The organism is Phaeobacter gallaeciensis, from assembly GCF_001678945.1.
Taxonomy (GTDB): domain Bacteria; phylum Pseudomonadota; class Alphaproteobacteria; order Rhodobacterales; family Rhodobacteraceae; genus Phycobacter; species Phycobacter gallaeciensis_A.
The window spans coordinates 1,299,164-1,322,469 of sequence record NZ_CP015124.1; the positions used below are offsets into that span (position 1 = coordinate 1,299,164).

General features: G+C 58.4%; 19 protein-coding genes and 1 tRNA gene. 10 read left to right on the forward strand and 10 right to left on the reverse strand.

All coding sequences use genetic code 11. The annotated features are described in order from the left end of the window. Positions 1-24: 24 nt before the first annotated feature. The 3 genes from JL2886_RS06165 (at position 25) to JL2886_RS06175 (ending at position 3,191) form a co-directional block, all read left to right on the forward strand. A complete protein-coding gene (locus JL2886_RS06165) occupies positions 25-273 on the forward strand; it encodes a hypothetical protein (RefSeq protein ID WP_065271204.1) in 249 nt (82 codons plus the stop codon). Positions 274-347: 74 nt separating this feature from the next. Continuing rightward, positions 348-1,544, forward strand: a complete 1,197-nt coding sequence (locus JL2886_RS06170) for a UbiH/UbiF family hydroxylase (protein ID WP_065271205.1) — start codon at positions 348-350, stop codon at positions 1,542-1,544. A 462-nt stretch (positions 1,545-2,006) separates the two neighbouring features. Further along, the gene (locus tag JL2886_RS06175; RefSeq protein WP_237028433.1) at positions 2,007-3,191 is read left to right on the forward strand and encodes a helix-turn-helix domain-containing protein; all 1,185 of its coding nucleotides are present in this window, start codon (positions 2,007-2,009) and stop codon (positions 3,189-3,191) included. 705 nt (positions 3,192-3,896) lie between these two features. Here JL2886_RS06175 and JL2886_RS06180 read toward each other — a convergent pair. The 6 genes from JL2886_RS06180 to JL2886_RS06205 form a co-directional block, all read right to left on the reverse strand. Further along, a complete protein-coding gene (locus JL2886_RS06180) occupies positions 3,897-5,288 on the reverse strand; it encodes a hypothetical protein (protein ID WP_065271207.1) in 1,392 nt (463 codons plus the stop codon). An 86-nt stretch (positions 5,289-5,374) separates the two neighbouring features. Then, positions 5,375-6,487: a hypothetical protein gene (locus JL2886_RS06185; RefSeq protein ID WP_065271208.1), complete on the reverse strand. Its 1,113-nt coding sequence runs from the start codon at positions 6,485-6,487 to the stop codon at positions 5,375-5,377. A gap of 75 nt (positions 6,488-6,562) precedes the next feature. Continuing rightward, a complete protein-coding gene (locus JL2886_RS06190) occupies positions 6,563-8,122 on the reverse strand; it encodes a beta strand repeat-containing protein (RefSeq protein WP_065271209.1) in 1,560 nt (519 codons plus the stop codon). 165 nt (positions 8,123-8,287) lie between these two features. Further along, entirely contained in the window at positions 8,288-9,709 is a 1,422-nt protein-coding gene (locus JL2886_RS06195; RefSeq protein ID WP_065271210.1) for a hypothetical protein, read from the reverse strand. Positions 9,710-9,797: 88 nt separating this feature from the next. Next, complete coding sequence (locus JL2886_RS06200) at positions 9,798-11,081, reverse strand: beta strand repeat-containing protein (protein ID WP_065271211.1); 1,284 nt, start codon at positions 11,079-11,081, stop codon at positions 9,798-9,800. Positions 11,082-11,159: 78 nt separating this feature from the next. After that, a complete protein-coding gene (locus JL2886_RS06205; protein ID WP_082996020.1) occupies positions 11,160-12,752 on the reverse strand; it encodes a beta strand repeat-containing protein in 1,593 nt (530 codons plus the stop codon). A gap of 682 nt (positions 12,753-13,434) precedes the next feature. Here JL2886_RS06205 and JL2886_RS06210 point away from each other — a divergent pair. From JL2886_RS06210 to JL2886_RS06230, 6 genes are all read left to right on the forward strand, one after another. Then, positions 13,435-13,890 carry a curli assembly protein CsgF gene (locus JL2886_RS06210; RefSeq protein WP_065271213.1) on the forward strand — a complete coding sequence of 152 codons (456 nt, stop codon included), beginning with the start codon at positions 13,435-13,437 and terminating at the stop codon, positions 13,888-13,890. A 68-nt stretch (positions 13,891-13,958) separates the two neighbouring features. Beyond that, on the forward strand, positions 13,959-15,014 hold the full coding sequence (locus tag JL2886_RS06215) for a CsgG/HfaB family protein (RefSeq protein ID WP_197492341.1): 1,056 nt from the start codon (positions 13,959-13,961) through the stop codon (positions 15,012-15,014). An 82-nt stretch (positions 15,015-15,096) separates the two neighbouring features. After that, a complete protein-coding gene (locus JL2886_RS19185; RefSeq protein ID WP_082996022.1) occupies positions 15,097-15,771 on the forward strand; it encodes a hypothetical protein in 675 nt (224 codons plus the stop codon). A gap of 30 nt (positions 15,772-15,801) precedes the next feature. After that, a complete protein-coding gene (locus JL2886_RS06220; RefSeq protein WP_133245366.1) occupies positions 15,802-16,437 on the forward strand; it encodes a hypothetical protein in 636 nt (211 codons plus the stop codon). A gap of 12 nt (positions 16,438-16,449) precedes the next feature. Beyond that, on the forward strand, positions 16,450-16,821 hold the full coding sequence (csgH, locus tag JL2886_RS06225; RefSeq protein WP_133245365.1) for a curli-like amyloid fiber formation chaperone CsgH: 372 nt from the start codon (positions 16,450-16,452) through the stop codon (positions 16,819-16,821). A 16-nt stretch (positions 16,822-16,837) separates the two neighbouring features. Then, a complete protein-coding gene (locus JL2886_RS06230) occupies positions 16,838-17,611 on the forward strand; it encodes an SH3 domain-containing protein (RefSeq protein ID WP_082996023.1) in 774 nt (257 codons plus the stop codon). A gap of 212 nt (positions 17,612-17,823) precedes the next feature. Here JL2886_RS06230 and JL2886_RS06235 read toward each other — a convergent pair. The 4 genes from JL2886_RS06235 to JL2886_RS06250 form a co-directional block, all read right to left on the reverse strand. After that, positions 17,824-17,900, reverse strand: a tRNA-Met gene (locus JL2886_RS06235). Positions 17,901-18,198: 298 nt separating this feature from the next. Then, on the reverse strand, positions 18,199-19,440 hold the full coding sequence (locus JL2886_RS06240; protein ID WP_065271218.1) for a lytic murein transglycosylase: 1,242 nt from the start codon (positions 19,438-19,440) through the stop codon (positions 18,199-18,201). 71 nt (positions 19,441-19,511) lie between these two features. Next, on the reverse strand, positions 19,512-19,904 hold the full coding sequence (locus JL2886_RS06245) for a carboxymuconolactone decarboxylase family protein (protein WP_065271219.1): 393 nt from the start codon (positions 19,902-19,904) through the stop codon (positions 19,512-19,514). 110 nt (positions 19,905-20,014) lie between these two features. Then, positions 20,015-21,157: a THUMP domain-containing class I SAM-dependent RNA methyltransferase gene (locus tag JL2886_RS06250; protein WP_065271220.1), complete on the reverse strand. Its 1,143-nt coding sequence runs from the start codon at positions 21,155-21,157 to the stop codon at positions 20,015-20,017. Between the two features lie 300 nt (positions 21,158-21,457). On the opposite strand from JL2886_RS06250, the gene JL2886_RS06255 reads away from it, so the two are divergent. Further along, positions 21,458-23,191, forward strand: a complete 1,734-nt coding sequence (locus tag JL2886_RS06255; RefSeq protein ID WP_065271221.1) for an ABC transporter substrate-binding protein — start codon at positions 21,458-21,460, stop codon at positions 23,189-23,191. The last annotated feature ends 115 nt before the right edge of the window (positions 23,192-23,306 follow it).

Genomic DNA, 23,306 nt, shown 5'->3' on the forward strand with positions numbered 1-23,306 from the left:
AGTAATACATACAGGAAACGCGATATGACTGCTTATACCCTCCCCGAACGCCTGTCTCTCTGGCAGCGGCTGCTGTTTGCCATCCCCCTTCTGGGCCGGATCTGCAAAGAGGTCGCCTATGGCGCCAAGGAAAACATCTATTACGCGCTTGGCACCTTCGTCAGCCTCTGGGGTTGCTCGGTCGTCATGTTCGGCGTTCCCGGTCTTTATATACCAGCCCTGTGCCTTGTACCGGTGATGTTCACGCTCTTGATCCTGATCACGCGCGGATAAGGACCATATGCCGCTTGTCATTCCTCTGCCTTGGGGCATATCTCAGGGCAGACGGACGATGAAAGGCGGCAGCCATGGACCAGACTTGTGACATCCTGATTTCCGGCGGCGGTATTGCCGGACTGACGGCCGCCGCCACTTTTGGCTCTGCAGGATTCCGGGTGATCTGCGTCGATCCGGCCCCCCCGATCACCGAACGCGATGTCGATGGTTCAGACCTGCGCACCACCGCAGTTCTGCAACCCGCCCGCGACCTACTGGAACGCTGCGGCCTTTGGGCCCGGCTTGCCGGTCACGCCGCCCCCCTCCAGATCATGCGCATCGTCGATGCTGGTGGAGAGCACCCCGAACCGCGAGTGGTGCGGGATTTCAACGCCGCCGATATCTCGGACCAACCCTTTGGCTGGAACCTGCCCAACTGGTTGTTGCGCCGGGAGCTGGTCGCAGCGCTGGCTGATCTACCGAATGTAGATTTCCGCCCCGGCGTTGGCACCACGCAGCTGTTCACCCGCCTGAATGAAGCCCGCGTGACCCTGACCGACGGCAGCCAGCAAAAGGCGAAACTGGTTCTTGCTTGCGACGGGCGCAATTCCCCGATGCGCGAGGCCGCAGGCATTCCGGTCAAGACCACCCGATACGGGCAAAAGGCGTTGGCCTTTGCAGTGACCCATCCGGTCCCACATGAAAACGTCTCGACCGAAATCCACCGCTCGGGCGGGCCATTCACCCTGGTCCCCCTGCCCGACTATCAAGGCTTGCCGTCCTCAGCCGTAGTCTGGATGGAACGCGGTCCGCGGGCGAGCGAGTTGCTGCAGATGGAGACGGCAGAGTTCGAGGCTGCGATGACCCGGCGCAGCTGTGGCTTGCTGGGTGATCTGACGCTGGCCTCACGCCGCACCATCTGGCCGATCATCAGCCAGTCGGCTGAGCGGCTGAACGGCGAGCGGTTGGCGTTGATGGCAGAGGCGGCCCACGTGGTGCCGCCAATCGGCGCCCAAGGGCTGAACATGTCGCTGAGTGATCTGCGCTGTCTGCTGGAACTGGCCGAGGCCCGCCCCGAGGGATTGGGCGATGCTGCGATGCTGGAGGCCTACAACAAGGCCCGCCACAAGGACATCATGCTGCGCGTCAAAGGCATCGACCTGTTGAACCGCACCTCAATGCTGGCACCGCGCCCGCTGCGCGATCTACGTGCCTTTGGCCTCAATGCGCTCTATTCAATGGCGCCGGTGCGCCGGACCCTGATGCAGATGGGCCTTGGCGTAAAATAACCAGGCAAAGAACTTCGGGCGCATCATGGTGGATGCCGCGCCTGCCATAGTTGGCGGGCCTTTCCCGTTGCGGCTAACGTCGCAGTGCCCTGCTGCCATGTTGCAGGCGTCTGAGAACGCTTCGATTTTCATTTACTCAGCGAGCCTCCGTCTGGCTGGGTTCTTTGGGCACCACGGCATGTCGCTATCGCGATCGGCCTAGACGGCGCCCTGACCACGACCGTGCCTCATGATCGCACCGCCGAACTCATCTCAAAGGTGTACCGATCCGTCTTCACTCACGCGCGCGTGAGTTTTGCAAACAAGTTATTAAGCTACTGAAAAGTATTAGATTTTCCCTCTCCAACTTGTGAAGTAAGCGGAGCAGAAAAGAATCACATTGACATTTACGTACCGATCAGTACACCCTTCAGATCATTGACTGATCAGTTAACTCATAGGTTATCAGGGAGGAGGCGCATCATGACGGACCAGCCCCTAATTGCAGGCGCTGCCACCGCCCCAAAGCGCGTCAGGCACCCAAATGGAGCCGACAGGCGCAACAACGACGCCCGTGGAGGCACCAAGGACACCCCGAAGTCTCTATCCCTAAATCAAAAGATAAATTATCTTCGTTTCCCAAACAGGGAGAGTCGAATGCCAAGTGTAACAACGACATTTGTGGCGACGATGGCCAATGCCGCTGGTCTGACGATGTCGGACGACGGTGCTTTGCTCTCTGAAGGGGAAGTTGTTTATCGCTTTCGGCCGGGCGCGGATGGGATCATGCCCGAGGCCGAGTATTTCAACGCTCTGGACTGGATACGGAGCACCCAGGAAGATGAGGTCGCTCTCATTTCCACTTACGCAGAGACCATCCAGCTGGACGATCTCGGGGTGCTGGGGCTTGCGATCAAGACGGCACCTGATCTCCGTAGCTCCATGCGCCTTATCGAGCGCTATTTCCGGCTCATGACCGACACTGTCGATTATCTTTTTGATGAAACTCAGGACCCTGCTCGCCTGATCATCGAAGAGCGTTCCGTCACTCATCCCGTCCTGCAATTTCGCAATGAATGCGCATTGGCCAGCTTTGCTCACAAGATCCGCTGCCTGTTGGGACAGGATATCCAGTTTTCCTATGCATCCTTTCGTCACCCCTGCCGAGGCACGCCTGAACGCTATGCCGAGTATTTTGGCTGCGAGGTCCGGTTCGGCGCCGACCAGGACGCCCTTGCCCTGCCCTCCACCGCGCTGGATCTGCCGGTCCGGCTCGGAGACAAGGCGGTGTCCGACTTCCTGATCCGGCATTTGGATGAGGAAATGTGTGCCTTGCACAAGAACCCGCCGCTGATGACCGATCTGATGCGCCACCTGTCACAGGCCCTGAAACATGGCTTGCCGCAAGCGGGCGACATCGCGCGCGCCATGGGGATGAGCGAACGCACTCTCTACCGCCGCCTGTCCGAAGAGGGGCTGACTTATCGAGAGGCCCTGAAACAGGCCCAAACCCAACTTGCCCATGAACTGCTGACCACAAGCGACTTCTCGATCGCCGAGATCGCATTCCTCACCGGATTTTCCGAACAAAGTACTTTCAGCCGCGCCTTCAAACGCTGGGTTGGCCAGGCACCTGCCCAATACCGGCAGGCTGCAGCGACCCAATAACTGCAGCGTGGACACCCGGTTTGGCAGATAGGGTCATATGGCTGGCAGAACCTGCCAAGACCCCCGCACCCCGAACGCCGTACAAAACATGTAACGATACCTTGAGTGCACCCTGCGCCAGACGGCCAGTGCTTTTTTTAACTATTGAGCCCAGGAAGTGGAAACCACAAATGAAAGAAATGACTTCTCTTCTTGCACTGGCACTGGCCGCTGCCATGGCGGCCGGTCTTGTGCTTCTTCCCATTACGATGCCCCGGTCTTCCGGCGTCTATGGCGGCCAGTTTCAGGGGCAGCTCGCTTTTCTTGGTCACTCTCAAACACGATAGCATGGTCACGCAAATCAACCGTGAAAGCAGCATTCTTTCTCGATCCGTCCGGTGAAGCCCGTCTCTCGTCTCATCCGCTCCTGTGGGCCTCGCGGCTTTGCCTGCCCCAATTGAGCGCCGCGTCCAGCCCCTACCTGCCCCCTGAATTCGCCGCCGACGCCCGCCACCTGACAGGCGGGAATTTCGCAGGGGGCGGTCACATCCCGCTGACGGACCCCGGGCGTCAGCCGCTTCTGGCCAACTCCATGTTGCAGTTCGGCGGCGCAAGACGAAGCGCCCCATACAGAACCGTCCGCCAAGGCCGGTAGCGCGGCAAAGCGCTTACATCCTCTCCGCTCCGCAAGTGCACGATATTGGCAGAGATAAAGGGGGGGCCAGATTATTGGATGATTGCAGCCGTATTTCCGGTCCCGTTTTGAGAAATCCACGCGTCGTTCGCGTTTCCGCGCTGTGCGACGGCGGCCTGGTTCGTATTGCCGACAATGATGACCGTGAAACCATTCGCGTCACCGTCCTGTACCGCGGCAACTAGGTTTGCGTCCCCGGTGATGGATGTCGTGGCATCATTCCCGAAGCCAAGTTGCTTGAAGAAACCCGGCGTCAGACCTGGATCGCTGGCTGCAACACCCGTGAAGCTTGCAGGTGCGGCATTGTTCAGGTCGCCTTCAACAAGAAAGACAGCCGTGTTTTGCCCCTGTTGCAGAAGGTCTAGGAAATTGTTGTCTCCGAGAATGCGGAATTCCGCGGCATTGCCGCCCCCCAATCCTGACAAATAGTTCTGGTCCGCTGAGGCGATATTGCCAGTTCCTTCGACATAGAACTCCAGATCGTTGGTGCCTTCCTGCAGCCCGAGAATGTCGTTCCGATTGCTGAACCCCGTCAGCTCCACCCAGGCGCGGTTCGTGCCGATCTGCCCCACCCCGACCCGGTTTTCATCGCCAGCGACCGTGGACATGGTGATATCATTCTGCAAACCATCCTGGCGCAGCCCCACTTCGTTTGTGTCGCCGGTGATGGTGACGAAACCGACCGAATTGCGGCGTCCGCCCTGAAAGATGCCAAAGCGGTTGAAATCCCCAGAAACCGTCAGATCCATCTCATTGCCGTTTGCACCCATATTATCGTAGCCGATACGCTGGATGAGCGCGTTGTCGAGGGCGCGGGACAGCAAAGCAGGCCCGGTCAGCTGACCGCGACCGTTGTAGGATCCGGTGAACCTGGCGCGGATGATGTTCTCGGCGAATTGCGCGGCCGTTTCGGACCGCTGCTCGACCCGCAGCAGAGTGTTTTCAGTGCCGGTCTGTTCAATCTGGGCAATCTGACCAGGCATTCCGTCCAGCTGTTCCTGGATTACGGTGATGATCTGGTTGCCATCTCCCGACCCGGACTGTCCTTGCAGAATGAACAGGCGGTTGGCGCCAGATGGGATGGCTCCGGTTGCGGCCTGAAGTACCTCTCCCACAAGGTTGCTGTTGGAGTCTTGGGTGATGTCGACCTGGTTGAAAATCGTAGGTGTCTGCGAATTGCCGCTTTGCTCAAAGCCCCGTCCGATGGTGCCCACTTGGTTGTCCGCCCCCGTCTGGGTCACGATCAGGCTGTTATAATAACCCTCCTGCAGCGCGACATCCGTATCAAGGCCCAATTGGTTGCCACTTCCGACCTGATCGATCAGCGCCTCGTTTTCCAAACCGATCTGATCAATGAAAACCAGGTTGTCCTGCGCGGCAGCCGCCACAGGAAGAAGAACGCTGAGAAGAACGAGAATGCGCATTGTACGACGGGCTCCTACGGATCAGGGGCCGGGCGCGCTGGCGCCCGGCCTGATTGATTTTTTTGCGCCAATCCGACGCTGCGGCGTCACTGAGTGATGGTCGCCACGTTGCTGTCACCGACCTGGCTTAGCGATGCGGTATTGCTGCCACCGCCACCCTGGGTGATGTCGCCATCGTTCTGGTCACCATCGATGGTCACGTAGGACGTGTTGTCAGCACCGTCCTGATCGACCAGCAGCTCATTGAGATCACCGACGAAAAGCGCCACATCAACAAGGTTGGAAGATCCGTTCTGGTTGACCCCGAAATCGTTGCCATTTCCGTTGATGCCGCTGACAACCGACACAGTATTGTCATTGCCAAGCTGTGCGATGCCGAACGCATTGCCGTCACCATTTATGGCCAGCGTACCGATCGAGTTGCGGGCACCAACTTGGTTCACCCCATAGCCGTTGGAGTCACCGGTGATGTCCACATCCATATAGTTGCCGTAGCCGTTTTGGCGAAACTGTCCGCCACCATTGTATCCGGCACGCGCATCCGAGTTGACCGGCTGGGCACCGCTGTTGTTGTTGCCCAGGATGTCGATGTACATCGTATTGCCTTCATTCCCGTTGCCCGTCAGGTCCTGATAGACCGCGCGAATCTGGTTGTTGGCACCGTCCTGCAGGATGGCAATCGTCTGCCCCTCCGTATTGGCTCCTGAGGAACCATACTGCCACTGCTTGATATCACCGATCAGGTTACCGTCACCGCCTTGCTGGGTGATGGTCATGCTGTTGCCTCCTGCCCCGGCAAAGACACGCTGACGGATTCCCTGCACCGCGTTTCCATTGGTGGATTGGGTGACGCTCAGCACGTTGAAATTGCCTGCGGTCGTGGCGTTATTATTCGTCTGGTTCAGACCGGCCCCACCGCCAAAGGTCACAAGGCTTCCTTTGATGCCGATTTCGTTGCCATCGCCCGACTGGGTAATGGTCAGCGTGTTCTGGTCGCCAGATTGGATCATGTCCGCCTTGGTGGTGCCACCATCGACCGAGCCGAAAGCACTGTTGTTGTCGCCCGACTGGGTGACAAGAGCGTTGTTTGCATTTCCGGATTGGCTCAGCAGAGCTTCGTTGCCGCTACCGGCGAAGACAGCACCAGCCAGAAGGGAAAGCGCCGTTGAGGCCGCCAGAATTGTTTTCGTATTCCGCATTGCTGTGATCCTTATTTCAGGGGGTACTTCCCCGGTTGTCGTGTGGGGGCGGTGGTCCGCCCCAGTCGAAACATTTTACTGGACGATGCCGATGCTGTTGCCGGACCCTATCTGTGCGAAAACAGCAACATTCCTGTTGCCCGTCTGTGCAACGACGGCCTGGTTCATGCTGCCGTTGATAGTGCCGGTCAGCGTGTTGAAATCGCCATGCTGGCTGGCGGCGAAGAGGTTATCGTTAGCTTGGCTGACGCCATCGACACCAACCGTCAGCGACATCACATTGCCCATGCCCTTCTGGCTCAACTCGCCCGGCTGCAGGCCGTCCCAGGTCTGGTAGCCGGTCGCGGCTACGGCTGCCGTTAACGACACAGGCGCGCTGAAGCCACCTGCCTGATTGTTGCCGTCGCCAAAGATGGACGCCGTCACAACATTAGGGCTCGCCGGACTGGACAGGCCCTGCACAACGGACAGAAAATTAATGTCGCCCTCCGCGGCGCCGCCGATGCGAAGGGTTGCTTCACCAGCATTGAACTGGGTGACGTGCACATTGTTCTGATCCCCGACTATGCCCACATCAGCAAAGCCCCAGGCCTGCTGCATGATCGCGACGGTGTTGAAGTCACCACCGTTGGCGTCTCCGTCGATAGTGACGATGGCCTCGCCGCCCGTTCCGAACACGTCTTTCTGAAGGATCGACACGATATTGTCGTCCGAGGCGCCGATGATGTTCAAAACCGCCATGTTGTCATCGTTCCACTGGCGGATCCCGATGATGTTGGAGGCGCCGTCGATCACGCCCATCGCCACGAGGTTGTTATTGCCCGATTGGCTGGACTGGTTAACAGGACCACCCTGCGCGATACCGATCTCGTTGTTGTCGCCGTTGATGTCCAACGTGCCGACCGCGTTGCCGTTCCCCCGCTGCTCCACACCGATACCGGTGTTGTTGGCAGCGATGTCAACGTTGATCATGTTGCCAAGGCCGCGCTGGATGAAGGTGGCATCATTCGCCACATCCGCCACGCCCGAAAGCGCGGTGGTGCCGTTGCTATCGCCGGTCATCTGAACGGCCAGGCTATTGTCTTCGCCGAACTGCTGAACGGTATTGATCAGATTACCGGTACCGTCCTGGATCAAAGCCGCAGTATTGGCCAGATCCGGAACTCCGCCGGTTGCCTGCTGGAGTACAGTTCGCAGCGTGTTGTTATTGCCACCCGTCTGCAGAATGGTCAGGACGTTTTCACCCGTGCCGGTCCCGACGTCGCCTTTCTGAGACAGACGGATCACGGCGTTGCCGTCCGTCGTCTGCTCGATCGTAGCCAGGTTGTCGTCCCCAAGTTGCTGGACATAGCCAGCCGGATTGCCGCTGTTGCCGTTGTAGCCCACAAGGTTGCCGTCACCCGACTGCTTAACCGAAAGGTCGTTGTTGTCCCCGTCCTGCCGAAGCGGGATGTTGGCATAGTCGGTGAACGTCGCCGTTGTACCGGCCACGTTGTTCGTTCCGGCCCCCTGGTCGATCAATGCGGCGTTGCCACTGCCGTTCTGTACAATGGCCGCTTTGTTGCTGTCCGCCCAGGCCGCGGCGGCCACTGCCATGGCCGTGGAGGTCACCAGGATTGTCTTCAGATGTGTCATCTTACGCCCCCAATGCAATATTCAATGGTCAACAGCGTCATGTTGCGCACAATTCAATTGGGTCAAACTCCTGAAATTGATCGTTAAATTCACCTGAATGCTATAGAAATTATGTTGCAAACGGGATTGAGCCCCGCCGCGGATCTGCCGCGACGGGGTGTCGATTTACTGGATGATGCCGAGGTTGTTGTACGAACCGTTCTGGACAAAGTTGGCGGTGTTGTTGTTGCCATTTTGCGCCACGGCAGCCTGGTTGTTGGCCCCGATCACCGTTCCGACAAGCGCGTTGCCACTACCCCGTTGCAGGACTGCAAAGAGGTTGTCGTCTCCGGTGACTGTCACGGTCATCTCGTTGTTGCTGCCGTGTTGCCACAGGGACCCCGCAGACATCGGAAGGCCGGTGACACCATTGGCAGCCGCAAATGCGCTGCCGGCATTGCCGCTCAATGCACCACCATTATTGTTACGATCACCGGTTACACTCACATACATCTGGTTGCCATTGCCCCAGCGCTGATGGGTGTTCAGTGAGTTGTCGTCGCCGAGAATGTCGATCTCGGCAGTATGGTGGTCGCCCTCCACCCAGTGGTCCACAAAGTTGCGGTTGCCGTGTTCCATCACCCAGGCTTTGTTGGAGGACCCGCTGATGTCGACCTGCGCCCAGTTGTTGTCGACAGTCTGCGAGATACCAACGTTGTTATAGTTGCCCCCCAGCACAGCAAGCTGCACAGTGTTCGCATCGCCGACCTGGCTGATGCCCAACTCGTTGCTGCTGCCGGTGATGGACAGTGTGCCAACAGTGTTGTTCGTCCCGTCCTGCGTCACGCCGAACTGGTTGCTGTTCCCGGAAATGTCGAGTGCCAGAGCGTTGTTGCCCTTGTTGACGTTCCCGTTGTTCAAGTCTTCGAACCCTTGTTTGAGTTCGCTTGTGGACGCACCGCTGAGAGCCGCATATCCACCCAGCGCTCCACGACCGTTGTCGTCGCCGGAGATCGAGACAGTCATCGTGTTGCCCGGGATGCTCCCCCCTGTGACGGTCTGTTTGGCAAGCGCGATGGTGTTTCTGGTGCCGGACATGGTCAGCGTGGCCGAGTTGCCGGAACCGCCCTTGTGCTTGTCCTGGAAAACCTCCGTGATGACATTGTCGTCACCGGTCTGCTGCAGGATGGTCAATGCGTTGCCGGACGCACCGACCGCACCACCGAAGCGGTTTCGTTGAGTCACCTTGCCAACTACGTTGTCATTCGAGCTTTGGGTGATCGACGCCGTGTTGCCGTTGGGAGAGGAGGCATACTGCGCCAGCTGCTGGAAGCCGTTCAGACCGATGTCGTTGTTATCGCCGCTCTGCACGATGTCCAGATCGTTGTTGGAGTTGCTCTGTGCAATCTGACGGATGTTCTGGCTGGTCGAACCCGCCTCGTTGTCGTTACCCGCGCTTTGGGTAATCAGAGCACTGTTCGTGCCCGTCCCGGATCCGGACTGGATCTGATCCAAGTAGGCTTCGTTGCCACTGCCGGCGAAAGCCGCGGCGCTCATCGAAAGGGTAAGAGCAGTTGTCGTGATATAGGTCGTTTTCAGAAGTTTCATGATAGTACCTCCCCCCAGAGGTCAAAATGATTAACACACGTAAAATCGCGGGGCTGAGGAATGCATTCAGCCCCGCGCAACTCTTTGATTACTGAATGATGCCAGCGTTGTTGGTACCGCCAGTCTGCGAGAAGCTCGCGGTGTTGCTGCTGCCGACCTGAACAACGGCAGACTGGTTGCTGTTGCCATTCACGGTAGCGGTGATGCTGTTGTCAGCGCCCCACTGCAGGGTACCGAACAGGTTGTTGTTGCCGGTCACGGAGGCCAGGACAGTGTTGTCATTGCCCTGCTGCTGGATCAGGCCCGCCTCAAAGGAAACGTGGCTGCCAGCGGCCGCCAGCGCGGAACCAGCCAACAGCGGCGTGGTGCCGGTCAGACCATTGCCATCACCAAAGACGGAAACCGTTGCGCTGTTGTCGTTGCCATTCTGCAAGACACCGAAGGCGTTGTTGTCATTGGTTACGGTAACCGAAGCACCATTGGTATTGCCCATCTGGGAAATACCAACATTGTTGCCGTTACCTGCAATCGCGGCAACGTTGACGAGGTTGCTGTTACCGTGCTGAAGAACACCCAGCTGGTTGTTGTCGCCGGTGACTTCCAGGGTGCCAACATCGTTGTCTTTGCCCTGCTGGTAGGTCCCGACCAGGTTGCCGGTGCCGCCGATGATGACATTGGCGTTGGTGCGGGTCGCATTGAACTGGCGGAAGTGGGCCGCAACCGCACCCGAGCCATTGGCAAAACCGGTGAAGTCCCCGATGCCATTGCTGACGCCGTTCATGGTGATGGTCAGGGTATTGTCACCCGAACCGTTGTTGGACACTTTCTGCTGCACCAAATCAATGTTGTCGCTGGTGCCGGACATGGTGATCGTCGCCGTGTTGCGGTCGTTCACCTTGCCTTCCTGATTGATCGTGGTGATGTTGTTCGACGTTCCGTTCTGCTTCACCGTCAGGGTGTTGGGAACACCCGCAGAACCGGGGCCGCCATTGTGGAACTGCACCAGCTCGCCGATCACGTTGCTGCCACCGCCGGACTGAGTCACGGTTGCCACGTTCGAGGAAACGGCACCCGGGTTGGAGGCTTTGCCAACCTGAGACACGCCGGAGCCGATCAAGCCGATCTCGTTGTTGTCGCTCGACTGCGTGATGCTCAGCTGGTTATAGCCATCGGCAGCCGTAAAGCCGTCCTGGGTCATTTTCAGACCAGCAGAACCTGCCTTGTTGTTGTCGCCACCGCTCTGATCGACGATCGCGCTGTTCGCCACGTCCTGCTGATCCAGGTAGGCTTCATTGCTGTCCGCAAAAGCTGCAGTGCTCAGCGAAAGCGTCAGGGCTGTGGTGGTAATCAAGGATGTTTTGAGAAGTTTCATAATTTTCTCCGTTTTGAGCCGGGGTAAATGCCCCATCAAACGGCGGGACCCTCAGGAATGAGGCCCCCGCCAAAAAGCTTACTGAAGGATGCCAGCGTTATTGCTGCCGCCAGTTTGGGTGAAATTGGCTGTATTGCTGTTGCCCACCTGGGAAACCGCTGCCTGGTTGGCGCCGCCAACGACAGACGCAACGATGGCGTTGTTGTTGCCATCCTGAAGCGAGGCCATCAGGTTGTTCGAACCGATAACGGAGCCTAAGAAAGAGTTACCCGCGCCATCCTGGGTAAATACGCCTTCTGTCAGCCCGAGGGATGCGGCGTTGCCGCTGAAGGTTCCCGACAGGGCCGTGTTGTTGTTCGCGTCGCCGACCATGGCCAGGATGAAGTTGTTGCCAGTCCCGGTCTGATCCAGCTTGGCAACGTTGTCATCGCCATTCACGCTCATGGTGGCAACGTTAAAGCCGCCATTCTGATCAATCAGCAGCGCGTTGCGATCACTTCCGTTGGTCAGGATGGCAGTCGCCACATTGACGATCCCCACCTGTTTGACACCAACGTCGTTATCGTCGCCAACGATCGGTATAATGGTGATGATGTTGGCGTTGCCATCCTGGAAACCAGCGGTCTGGTTGCCGGAACCGACAACTGAGACGGATCCGACGGTATTGCCGTTACCGGACTGAGTGAAACCAAATTCGTTGCTGTCGCCTAGCGCAGCATAGTTCACCGAGTTGCCAATGCCGGACTGCAAAATGCTGGAATCCGTGGCCCCAACCGAGCCGGCATTGGGCAGGGTCAAGCCGCCGCGGCCGTTGTTGCTGCCGCTCTGGGACACAATAGCAATGTTCCCACCGAAACCAAACGGGCCTGTACCAGACTGGGCGATCGTGGAAATCCTGTTGAACGCACCATTCTGAGTCGCGATCGCTGTGTTGCTGCCACCATCCTGATCCACGAGCTTGATGAAGTTGCGGGTGCCGTCCTGTGTCAGGTTGGCCGAGTTACCCCAACCCACCTGGACAACGCCATTGTTACCCTGGTTCAGGTTCGAGTTTTCAAAAATCAGACCTGAGTTCTCGTTTTGATTAAGGTTCCCGCCGATCTGGTTTCGCGTGTAGCTGCTGCCGTTTGCAACATTTACGTTCTGCGAGACGGTCACACTGTTCTTAACAAGACCGGTTGAAGTCTGGCGCACGCCGCTCAGCAAGTTACCATCGCCGCTCAGCGGGCCGCTACGCGGAGCATTGCCGACCGAAGACTGGGTGATAGTCAGCTCATTCCCCACCGACAAGAAGCTCGTGGCAGTTTGCTCGATCACATTGACAAAGTTGGTCACGGAGCTTTGCGTTACCGTTGCGGAGTTGTCGTCGCCGGTCTGGGTCACACCGTTGCTGTTACCACCGCGCCGGACCCCGATGAAGTTATCATCACCAGACTGGACGATATCCAGAGAGTTGCCCTCGCCGTTCTGCACCATCGCATTGCCAGAGGCTGACGAAGAACCTTGCTGACCGCCTGCCTGGTTCGTGTTGCCCAGCGACTGATCGACGCTTGCGCTGTTGTCGGATCCGATCTGTTCCAGAAAGGCCTTGTTGTCATCAGCATGGGCTGCCGCGCTCATGCTCAGCGTCAACGCAGTCGTTGCCACCAGAAAACGTTTTGAAATTCGCATTTTGGTCTCCAATTACCGTTACCAGGTTCTTCCGCCAAAGAAGCCTTCGACTTCGGAACCGCCCCAGCGGGGCGTCCTGCATCAATTGCAGGCATGCCCCGACCCAACTGTTTAAAAGGGCCCACGCACCAAGAATTTAGATGTGGCTATGAAAGATATTCCTCTGTCCATTCACCCCTCGTGCGCCCCCACGCACCGTTAACTTTCTGTTAACAATTCTGCCGCCTCATTGAGACCTAAGAGATGATTTAAATCAAGCTTTCAGTAATCAAGTTGCAAATTTTTATATAATTTTAGCTAATCCGGACCGAACTCGTTCGCACCCCGCACCCATTCACCCCAAATCCGGACGATTGTTTTCAATTAAGTGTCAATTTCACGGGGGCCCCACCAACGAATCCAAGCGCAACGCGTGCGCTTTCGTAACGTCAACACAACCATTGCTAGAATTGCCCAATTCCCCGCAAAAACCCTGACGCGAGCCTTCATCATCGACAAGTGACAGATTCGCAACACACTTATGCGAATTATTTCAACTTGGACAATTCGTCATCGCCAAGTCACTATTTGCTGCGCTTTTAGAGGTGATGGGCGCTGGACACCCAGTCGGCGTGGTTGTTATCACCCGTGAGTCGGTCAATTAGCGACGCATCACGGCAGGTTTGTAGGATTGGTGGTTGATATGAAAAATTCCTTCATTGGCTTCACTGCATCAGCACTCTTATTTGCGGGAGCCGGTGTATCTGGAGAGTTGACCTATACTCCGATCAACCCGTCCTTCGGCGGCGCTCCCCTCAACTCATCCCACCTGCTGTCGACTGCGAATGCGCAGCGCGACGCGACAGCGCGGGATGCAGTAAGCAGCTCGACCACAGGAACCGGAACAACATCTCCGACCGGAACCACAAACGCCGATTTGTTCGTGCGCCAGCTCGAAGGTCGCTTGCTTTCCGCTCTCGCGGGCCAGGTGACCGAGGCGATCTTCGGAAGCAACCCATCCGATCAGGGCACAGTGACGTTCGGAACCACCGAAGTCACGTTTGAGCGTACGGTGGATTCCATCAGCCTCACAATTGTCGACTCCCTGGATGGCACCGTGACAGAAATCGTGGTCCCGCAACTGGTAACTGGAAGTTAAAATTAGGTTTGCTGATTGCCTGGCAGATCGGGCAGCCACAGCTACGAATTAGAACGAGGATAAACATGGTGTTTGGTAAAGAAGCAGGCCTGCGAGTGCTACTCCGTGCCATGGTGGTGGCTGGAACCGCTGCTCTCTCTGGCTGCGCCACGACACCAGGGCCATTTTTTGGGACCACCGATCCGACGATTGTGCAGCCGACACCGGTCAACATGAGCCTACGCACGCTGCCAGAACCGACACGCCGCATATCCGTCTCCGTTTACGATTTTCCTGACCTTACCGGACAATACAAAGAGCGCGAACTCGTCCAGACACTGTCCCGGGCCGTGTCCCAGGGCGGTTCTGCGGTTCTGATCAAAGCACTACAGGATGCCGGTGAACGCCGCTGGTTCACAGTTCTGGATCGCGCCGGCCTGCAGGACCTCGTCCGGGAGCGCCAGATCCTCACTGAAATGCGTCGGCAGTATCGCGGTGAGACAGAGATCGATCCGAATGCATTGGCGCCGCTGCTGCACTCCGGCATCATCCTGCAGGGTGGAATCGTGGGATACGACAGCAACACCCAAACAGGTGGCGCAGGCGCACGATACCTTGGCATCGGCGGCAATACCGAGTGGCAACTGGATACCGTGACCGTCAGCCTGCGGGCTGTCTCGACCGAAACTGGCGAAGTCCTCACCAGCGTGGTCACCCAGAAATCAATCGGCTCCTCCCTGATCCGGGGTAGCGTGTTCCGCTACATCGCGCTGGACGAGCTGCTTGAAATCGAAGCCGGCGTGACCGGGAACGAACCCCGCTTGATTGCCTTGCAACAGGCCATCGAAAAGGCTGTCTACGGCACCATCATCGAAGGGGCCGAGGTCGGGTTGTGGGCCTTCAAGGACAAGGGATCCCAGCAGCGCCTGATTGCGAAGTACCGTCAGGAGAAACTGGGGGAATACCTCGGCCAGACGCTCCCCCCGGTGCGTCCAGTGACGATCTCTGCCGCCCGGATTACCCAGACGCGGCCCAAGCCGCGACCAACACCGCCCGCCCCCAGCGTGCGTCAGTTGCCGCCTGCAGTCGATGAAGGTGGCCCGGTAACGCCGCCGCCGCCGGCAGACGGCGAGGTCATTGGTTAACCTCGTTCTGCCCGCTTAGGCACTTCACTTTCTGAAATAACAGGATCGTTTCAGATCCTGGGCCAGACAGCGGAGCAGGCATATGCCTTATCCGCTGTTTGCTGTACTGCCATCAAAGGCAAATTCTCACAGTAATAATTTGTTTAAATTTAAGATAAAAACATCCAAAAAGCCTCCTTCAAGCGCCTATAGCCCGCCTCAAACTCGCCCTTATTCTATCCTTTCCTGTGCCTGCCCCAGGTCGCTGACCGAAGGCCTCGCCGTCACAGGAGGATATGCAATGAAGACACCGTTCAAACCACCTCTGGTTGCACATTTCATTTGCCTGACAGCTTTCACGCTGAGCCTCAGCACCGAAACGGCAGCAGCTCAGGACAATGTCGTTTCACTCAGAACAGAACCGGCCAATACCCTGGAGGTCCTCGTCGAGCCAGAAAATACGATAACCCTGACCATCTCAGGAAATGACAACGGCGGATTTGGCCAAAGCTGGCCCGCGCTTCCCGCATTTGCCGCCGCAACTATTCAGCCGGGCGTATTGTCGCAAACAGGCTTCGGCAATCAAATCGACCTGTCTGTCCTCGGATCAGACAACCTTTTCGCCATTGCGCAGAATGGTTCCAATAACCGGGCCTTTGGTCAGATAACCGGCACCGGCAACACAGGGCTCGTCATGCAAACCGGACATGCAAATGTGGCCGTGTTTCATCAGCATGGAAACGGAAATAGTGTAGCGATCTCCCAATCATCATGGTAACGTATTGTTAACTTTTGGGGAGTTTTTGCTTTGATACGTTTACTTGATATTACCCCTATGACGGTCGTCGTGGCGCTTTCACTGACCTCCATGGCTGCTGCTGGCAGTGGAAACGTTGTTTATCTTGAGCAGGGCGACGGCACGAGCGCGGGCAACGAGCTATTTATTGACCAAAGTGACGCAACGAATTCGCTCGTCGCCGGTGCTCCAGACGGGCTGTCACCTGCCAGCCAGTATGGCACCTACAACAGCGGCGAGATCATTCTAGAAGGCGAAGGCGCAACTGTTTACTTCAGTCAAAACAATGCCTTAACCGGATCACCACTTGGCAATTCCGCGACCATCTTTGGCGGTGAATTGGCCTCCATCGTGTTGTCCCAAACCGGCTCCAGGAATACCGGTGAGATCTCAGTGACCGGCACCAATAACTCCGCGGGCCTTCTGCAGACCGGCAATGGCAACGATGGCAATGTCGACGTGTCCGGCTCCAACAATTCCGGCACCTTGGTTCAGACCGGCAATCAGAACAGTTTCAGCCTGTCTGTGGCCGGTGATTCGACAAATGTCACCTACACGCAGATTGGTAATGGACTGTCAGCGGTGAATGGAGCGGGGCCAACCGTCATTTCAAACGGCGGAACTGTTCTGATCACGCAGACGCGCTAGGCTGGCTGCGCCATGCGTCGACTGCTTTCGACCCTTGGACTTGCCTGCACCGTTTTGATGTCCGCGGGAACATCCACCGCCACAGCGCAATCCGCTGCAGCTGAGATTTCGATCATTCCCACCGCTCAAGGTGTGGAAATCGAAGGTCGCGTGATCGGACTGGACGAGGGTGAGGTGCAGGCTGCTCTGACAATCGTCAAATCCGACTCTGGCGGAACCTCCAACCTGACACAAAGCCGTGCAATCGGAATACACCGTGGGGAACGTCATGTCATAGGCAAGACGACCCTTTCGATACAGCCCGGCGGCAAGCTCTCGGTCGAGTTATCCGTAACGCGAGACGGAGCCGAAATCGCCACCGCGGTGTCCACATTCGGACCATAATTTCCAAGGAACAGGAATGGTAATGCTCAAATCGCTTTCTCTGGGTGCGCTTGCCGCGCTTGTAACGCTGATTGCGCCCCCGTCGTCTGCTCAAACTAAAGAACAGCTGCTTGAAGCTTTTTCCGGGAACTGGGTGGTCTTCGACACCGCATTCTCGACCAGTTCCACACCGTGTTCGCTCAGCCTGGAAAACAAGGTGGAACTCCACGGGGTAGTTGAGGAGTCTCAGTTGCGCCCCGTCGCCAATAGCCAAAACTGCGTTGTGCCGCTGAACAGCGTTTCAGCTTGGGACATCGAGCAGAACCAGCTTGTCCTCTACGCTCAGCAGGATGTTGTCGTTGCTCGGTTGGGCGGTAACCAATCCCGTGTCACAGGCGATCTGTCCGATTCTTTTGTCAGCCTCATTCTGGAACGACCAAACGGCGACGCCTATCAGGCCGCCTTCAGCCAGGCTGTGCGCCAACACCGTTGCATTTACCTTGGCTACACAAGCGACTGCGCAGAACGTTCCGATCTGGCAGCCCCTGTCATGAGCGAAGATGGGGGTGTCGTTGCCTCTCTGGGCCTTCTGGTCAACCTGAATGTCCGCGATCAGCCCAGACGGGATGCGCGGATCGTGGGTACACTGCCGCAGGGCGCATGCCTCAAGGTGAATTACTGCACTGTGGCCTCGGACGGTATCTGGTGCCGAGCCCGCTTCGGAGAAGCCAGCGGCTGGGTCAGCAAGACCGCACTGCGCCAGGAGAAATGGCCTGTCGCGACCTTCGTCAACGGCTGTGAAGCAGAATAATAGCTAAAGACAAGCGACCGTGTTCTCAGAAGGATGCGGTCGCCCCTCTGCAGCCTCGCAGCACTGCTCCGCACGCCGCCAGAGGCGCCAAACTGCAGGCATCAAAACACAACGCGTCCAGAACATCAGATCCGGGCGTCAGGCGCTATATGTCGCTTTCGGGTATTTTTTCTTCCAACGGCGGCAAACGTTGTTTGCGTTGCAGAAGTTTTTGGTAGCGGAGGAGGGACTTGAACCCCCGACACGCGGATTATGATTCCGCTGCTCTAACCAGCTGAGCTACTCCGCCACTCGCTGTGTGGAGGCGATTTACGGAATGGGGCCGGTGGGGTCAAGCAGGAAAATCGGCTCTGCAGGATTTTCTGGTCAAAAAAATGCGCCGTCTTAAAATTTTACAATATTTACAGCACCTTAAGCCATCAAACAAAATGACCGCGAAGACAGGCACTGTGAAACACATCGCAGCCTTGGCACCCGAGCGTTAGGCTGACTGGACGCCCCCTCCCCTACCTCACCCGCTGCGAAGCGAAACCCCGCGCTTTCTCCGCGTTTTTCAGAATCGCATGCCTCGCCGGGCTGCGGCGCAGTCACCGCGCAAGCGCCGCCTTCATCGCAGGGTCAGGGAAACAAGTCGGGGGCTGCCCCATGGCCTCCTGCCAGCGCCCGATGGAGCGGCGTGTCTTGTAACCGGCCAGCCCATCGGCGCCGCCAACATCATGCCCCTGCCCTATGAGCGTACGCTGCATGGCAGCCACATCCGACCGCAGCAGCCCCCCGACACTGCCCCAGCGGGCGTGAAAGTCACCGACACCGAACTGGATGCGGTCCCCCACGTGCCCCACGAAGAGAGCGTATAGATCGCTCATGTTGTAATCCTTCAGGACATAGAAGTTCGGTGTCACCACGAAAGCGGGGCCGTAACGTCCGGCGGGCATCAAAAGGTACCCCTGCTGGGACCGTTCATGCTCCGGGAAGGGGCGCCCGGAGACACGGGTGATCCCCATGGCCTCCCAATCGGAAATAAGGCGGCCCTGATCTGGGCCTTCCAGCGTGCAAGAGACGCTGCCTGGAACTGAAACCTCAAACCCCCAGTCGCGCCCAGTTTGCCAGCCATGCCGCTTCAGATAGGTCCCGATCGAGGCGATGGTGTCGGCCTCCGAACCCCAGATATCCGCGCGGCCGTCGCCGTCGCCGTCCACGGCATGTTGCAGAAAGTTCGTGGGCATGAACTGCGGCTGGCCAAGGGCGCCAGCCCAGCTGCTCTTCATTGCATGGGCGGGCACGTGACCTGCCTCCGCGATCTGCAGCGCCGCGATCAACTCGGCCGAGAAATAGTCCGCGCGCGTGCTCATGAAGCCCTTGGTGGCGAGGACCTGAAAGGCATCATGCGGAATGGCCGCCCGCCCATAGGCGCTTTCCCGCCCCCAGATTGCGAGGATGATCCGCCCGGGTACGCCGGTTTCGCGTTCAACCTTCGTCAGGCTGGATTTGTGGCGCCGGGCCATCTGGCGCCCGGTCGCCGTGGCGCCATCGACCGCGCCGCGACCGAAGTATTTCCCGGGCTTGCCGAACTCGGCCTGCCGCTGCGTTTTCGGCGTCTTGACCGGTGCGCCGGGGGGCACCAGATCGGGCAGCTTCCAGTTCAGTGTCACGCCATCAAATGCAGTGTTGAACGTCCGGCGCGAAACACCCGCACGCCGGGCCTGCGGCCAGACCTCCTGCCGCAACCAGGTCTGGAACTGGCGTTCAATTGCAGCGCGGTTCTGAGCCAGGGCCGAACCGGCGCCGCCCAGCAACAAAGAAACAAGCAGGAGAGCACGCAACACCATTGGGGACCTTCCGGGAAACAAACATCCTACTGATCCCACCCGATCACGGACCCCATGACAAGGGCTGAGCCTCAGCTCTCCGCGTTAGCCTCGGCCAGAACCCGCCGGGCCACCCGGAAGCACTCCAGCGCCTGCGGTACACCGCAATAAATCCCGATCACATGAATAATCGCCCGCAGTTCATCCTGTGTGACACCATTGTTCAGCGCGCCTCTGCAGTGAGTTTCCCACTCCTGCATCTTGCCCAGCGCGCCGATCATGGAAAGGTTCATCATCGACCGGGTCTTGGCATCGATGACATCATCGCCCCAGCCAAACCCCCAGCACCAGGCGGTCATCGCCTCCTGAAAGGGGCGGCTGAAATCATCCGCAGCGGCTAGATTGGCATCTACATATTCCGCGCCAAGGGTGGCGCGGCGCTGCTCAAGCCCCTTTAGAAACAGATCTTCGTCAAATGTGCTCATGCTGCGGCTCCGTGAATGCAGGATTTGGCGCCGGGTTCAGATAGCCCGGCGCAGCCAAGATGCCACTGATCTCAGCAGTATGGCCAGCATTGTCACATCAGAACGATGGATCAGGGCAGCGGAGCAGTCCGGAACAGACGGATCTTCAACCCGCCATGTGCGACCGGTGCCCCGAAGGGCAAAAAGGGCAGTTGGGTCGCCTTTGCCAGACCGGTTTCGCTGGTCACGATACCCACCTGCCAGCCGGAAAATCGCTCTTTCAGGACCTGCCCCAAAGCACCGTAAAGCGCGAAAAGCAGTTTCTTGTTGCCGATCCGCGCCCCATAAGGCGGGTTCACGATCACCAGCCCGGGCGCCCCCTCGGGCGGCATCAGATCGCTGACCGCAGCCTGCGAAAAGGACGTGCAGCCTGCAACACCCGCACGGGCGGCATTGGCAGTGGCCATCTCCACCGCGCCCGCATTCCGGTCGGATCCGTAGAACCGCAGCGGGGTCTCCTGCGAAACGACTGCGGCTTTCATCGCGGCAAAAGCATCCGCATCAAATGTCGCAAGTTGCTCAAAGGCAAAGCTGCGGCTGCGCCCGGGCGCCAGCCCCATGGCGATCTCGGCGGCCTCGATCACGAAGGTGCCGGAGCCGCACATCGGGTCCACTACTGTCTGGCTTCCGTCGAACCCGCATTCGCGCAGAAACAGCGCCGCCAGATTTTCCCGCATCGGCGCCTTGCCCACGGCCGATTTGTGGCCACGCTTGTGAAGCCCCTCGCCCGAAGTATCGACGCTGAACTGGCACAGGTTGTCCTCAATCCGGCATTTCAGCGTCACGCCTGCGCCGCTCATCTCATCACTGGCATTGGGCGGAATGATCGTGGCGCCCAGCTCTTCGGACAGGGCCCGTTCGATCCGCTGGGCGGCAGCGCCTGCGTGGTAGATTTTTGACTTCTTGTTGGTCGCCACCTCGACGCGGATCGGAACATCCGCGCGCAGTACATCCGCCCACGGAAATTTCCGGGCGCGTTTGTCCAGTTGCGCAAGGTGGAAGGCCCGGAAAGCACCGATCCGCGCCAGCACGCGCGCCGCGCCGCGCAGGTACAGGTTGGCGCGCCAGACCTCGGGCCAGCCGCCCTGCACCGTGACACCGCCGGGTACAGCCCGGGGATCGGAAAATTGCAGCTCGCGCGCCTCGGCCAGCAGGGCCTGTTCAAGCCCCGGCGCCGCGGTCAGAAAGATCTCGAATGTGGATTCATCTGTCATGGCACCTTCCTTAGCCGGAAACTCAGAACACCGCGACGGGAAAACGCGATTCTCCCAGCGCCCTCGCCATCCCCACAACAAGAGCCACCAATCCGGTTGATGCTGCGGTGCGGCAGCGGGTTTTCGCTGCGCCCGCATTGCAAACAGGTATCCTCAGATCAACTTTAATCACAACATTGTCAGACACTTACATCATTACTAATTTTTTAGTTTGACAATCCGCCGCACCCTATGAAACTCCTGTAGCAGTCAGGTGCGAGCAACGCACATCTGGCCTTACTGACTTTAGGGAGGAGAAAGATGCGGAAGTATCTTTTGTCCGCAGCAGCGGTTTGCGCCGTGGTTGCGGGCCAAGCAGCATATGCCGACGAGGCAGCTGCCAAGAAATGGATTGATGAAGAATTCCAGCCATCGGCCCTGTCCAAGGATGAACAACTGTCCGAGATGCAGTGGTTCATTCAGGCGGCAGAGCCTTACAAGGGCATGGAAATCAACGTGCTGTCCGAGGGCATCCCCACGCACAGCTATGAATCGGAAGTTCTGACAAAAGCCTTTGAAGAAATCACCGGCATCAAGGTGAACCACCAGATCCTGGGGGAAGGCGAAGTCGTTCAGGCGGTTCAGACCCAAATGCAGACCAAGCGGAACCTCTATGACGCCTACGTCAACGATTCCGACCTGATCGGCACCCACTCGCGTCTGCAGCTCGCTTATAACCTCAGCGACATGATGGAAGGCGATTTCAAGGCGGTGACCAACCCCGGTCTCGACCTCGACGACTTCATGGGCACCCAGTTCACCACCGGTCCCGATGGCGATCTGTACCAGCTGCCCGACCAACAGTTCGCGAACCTCTACTGGTTCCGCAAAGACTGGTTCGACCGTGAAGACCTGCAAGCGGCCTTCAAAGAGAAATACGGCTACGATCTGGGCGTCCCGGTTAACTGGTCCGCTTATGAGGACATCGCTGAATTCTTCTCGGAAGATGTGAAGAACATCGATGGCGTCGATATCTACGGCCACATGGACTACGGCAAACGCGCGCCTGACCTTGGCTGGCGGATGACCGACGCCTGGCTGTCGATGGCGGGCGCAGGCTCCAAAGGTGAGCCGAACGGTGTGCCGATCGACGAATGGGGCATCCGCATGGAAGCAGGCACCTGTAACCCGGTTGGCGCCAGCGTCACCCGCGGTGGTGCCGCGAACGGCCCGGCTGCGGTCTATGCGATCCGCAAATGGGACGAATGGCTGCGCAAATACGCGCCTCCAGGTGCGGCGTCTTATGACTTCTACCAGTCCCTGCCCACCCTGGCCCAAGGCAACGTGGCACAGCAGATCTTCTGGTACACCGCCTTCACCGCAGACATGGTGAAGCCGAAGTCCGAAGGCAACAACACCGTCGACGACAGCGGCACCCCGCTGTGGCGCATGGCGCCCTCTCCGCATGGCCCCTACTGGGAAGAAGGCCAGAAGGTCGGCTATCAGGACGTGGGTTCCTGGACCTTCCTCAACTCCACTCCGCTGGACCGCGCGCAGGCTGCATGGCTCTACGCTCAGTTCGTGGTGTCGAAAACCGTGGACGTGAAGAAATCCCACGTGGGTCTCACCTTCATCCGCGACAGCTCGGTCAACCACGAGAGCTTCTCTGAACGTGCCGAGAAACTCGGTGGTCTGGTGGAATTCTATCGTTCGCCCGACCGCGTGGCATGGTCGCCGACCGGTGTGAACGTTCCGGACTATCCCAAGCTGGCCCAGATCTGGTGGCAGCAGATCGGTGACGTAAACTCCGGCGCCTTCACGCCGCAGGAAGCGATGGATCGTCTTGCTCAGGAAATGGACATCACCATGAGCCGGATGCAGCGCGCTGACGAGCAGGCCAACATCTACGGCGGCTGTGGTCCGCGCCTGAACGAAGAGAAGGACGCGGAATGGTGGTACGCCAATGGCGGCGCCAAGCCGAAGCTGGAGAACGAGAAGCCTCAGGGCCAGACCGTCAACTATGACGAGCTGGTTGCCCGCTGGGCCAAGAACTAAGGGCTCCCTCCCCGCCGGGCGGCTCTCCGCCCGGCCGACCCACCCCGAAGCGGCCCATGTCCTGCTTCGGGGCATTTGCAAACCCCACGGAAGCGCGGATCGCGCTTTGGCTCTC

Coding starts and splice junctions, on each gene's coding strand:
- JL2886_RS06165 (WP_065271204.1), top strand. CDS start 25: ATGACTGCTTATACCCTCCCCGAACGCCTGTCTCTCTGGCAGCGGCTG.
- JL2886_RS06170 (WP_065271205.1), top strand. CDS start 348: ATGGACCAGACTTGTGACATCCTGATTTCCGGCGGCGGTATTGCCGGA.
- JL2886_RS06175 (WP_237028433.1), top strand. CDS start 2,007: ATGACGGACCAGCCCCTAATTGCAGGCGCTGCCACCGCCCCAAAGCGC.
- JL2886_RS06180 (WP_065271207.1), bottom strand. CDS start 5,288: ATGCGCATTCTCGTTCTTCTCAGCGTTCTTCTTCCTGTGGCGGCTGCC.
- JL2886_RS06185 (WP_065271208.1), bottom strand. CDS start 6,487: ATGCGGAATACGAAAACAATTCTGGCGGCCTCAACGGCGCTTTCCCTT.
- JL2886_RS06190 (WP_065271209.1), bottom strand. CDS start 8,122: ATGACACATCTGAAGACAATCCTGGTGACCTCCACGGCCATGGCAGTG.
- JL2886_RS06195 (WP_065271210.1), bottom strand. CDS start 9,709: ATGAAACTTCTGAAAACGACCTATATCACGACAACTGCTCTTACCCTT.
- JL2886_RS06200 (WP_065271211.1), bottom strand. CDS start 11,081: ATGAAACTTCTCAAAACATCCTTGATTACCACCACAGCCCTGACGCTT.
- JL2886_RS06205 (WP_082996020.1), bottom strand. CDS start 12,752: ATGCGAATTTCAAAACGTTTTCTGGTGGCAACGACTGCGTTGACGCTG.
- JL2886_RS06210 (WP_065271213.1), top strand. CDS start 13,435: ATGAAAAATTCCTTCATTGGCTTCACTGCATCAGCACTCTTATTTGCG.
- JL2886_RS19185 (WP_082996022.1), top strand. CDS start 15,097: ATGCCTTATCCGCTGTTTGCTGTACTGCCATCAAAGGCAAATTCTCAC.
- csgH (WP_133245365.1), top strand. CDS start 16,450: ATGCGTCGACTGCTTTCGACCCTTGGACTTGCCTGCACCGTTTTGATG.
- JL2886_RS06230 (WP_082996023.1), top strand. CDS start 16,838: ATGGTAATGCTCAAATCGCTTTCTCTGGGTGCGCTTGCCGCGCTTGTA.
- JL2886_RS06240 (WP_065271218.1), bottom strand. CDS start 19,440: ATGGTGTTGCGTGCTCTCCTGCTTGTTTCTTTGTTGCTGGGCGGCGCC.
- JL2886_RS06245 (WP_065271219.1), bottom strand. CDS start 19,904: ATGAGCACATTTGACGAAGATCTGTTTCTAAAGGGGCTTGAGCAGCGC.
- JL2886_RS06250 (WP_065271220.1), bottom strand. CDS start 21,157: ATGACAGATGAATCCACATTCGAGATCTTTCTGACCGCGGCGCCGGGG.
- JL2886_RS06255 (WP_065271221.1), top strand. CDS start 21,458: ATGCGGAAGTATCTTTTGTCCGCAGCAGCGGTTTGCGCCGTGGTTGCG.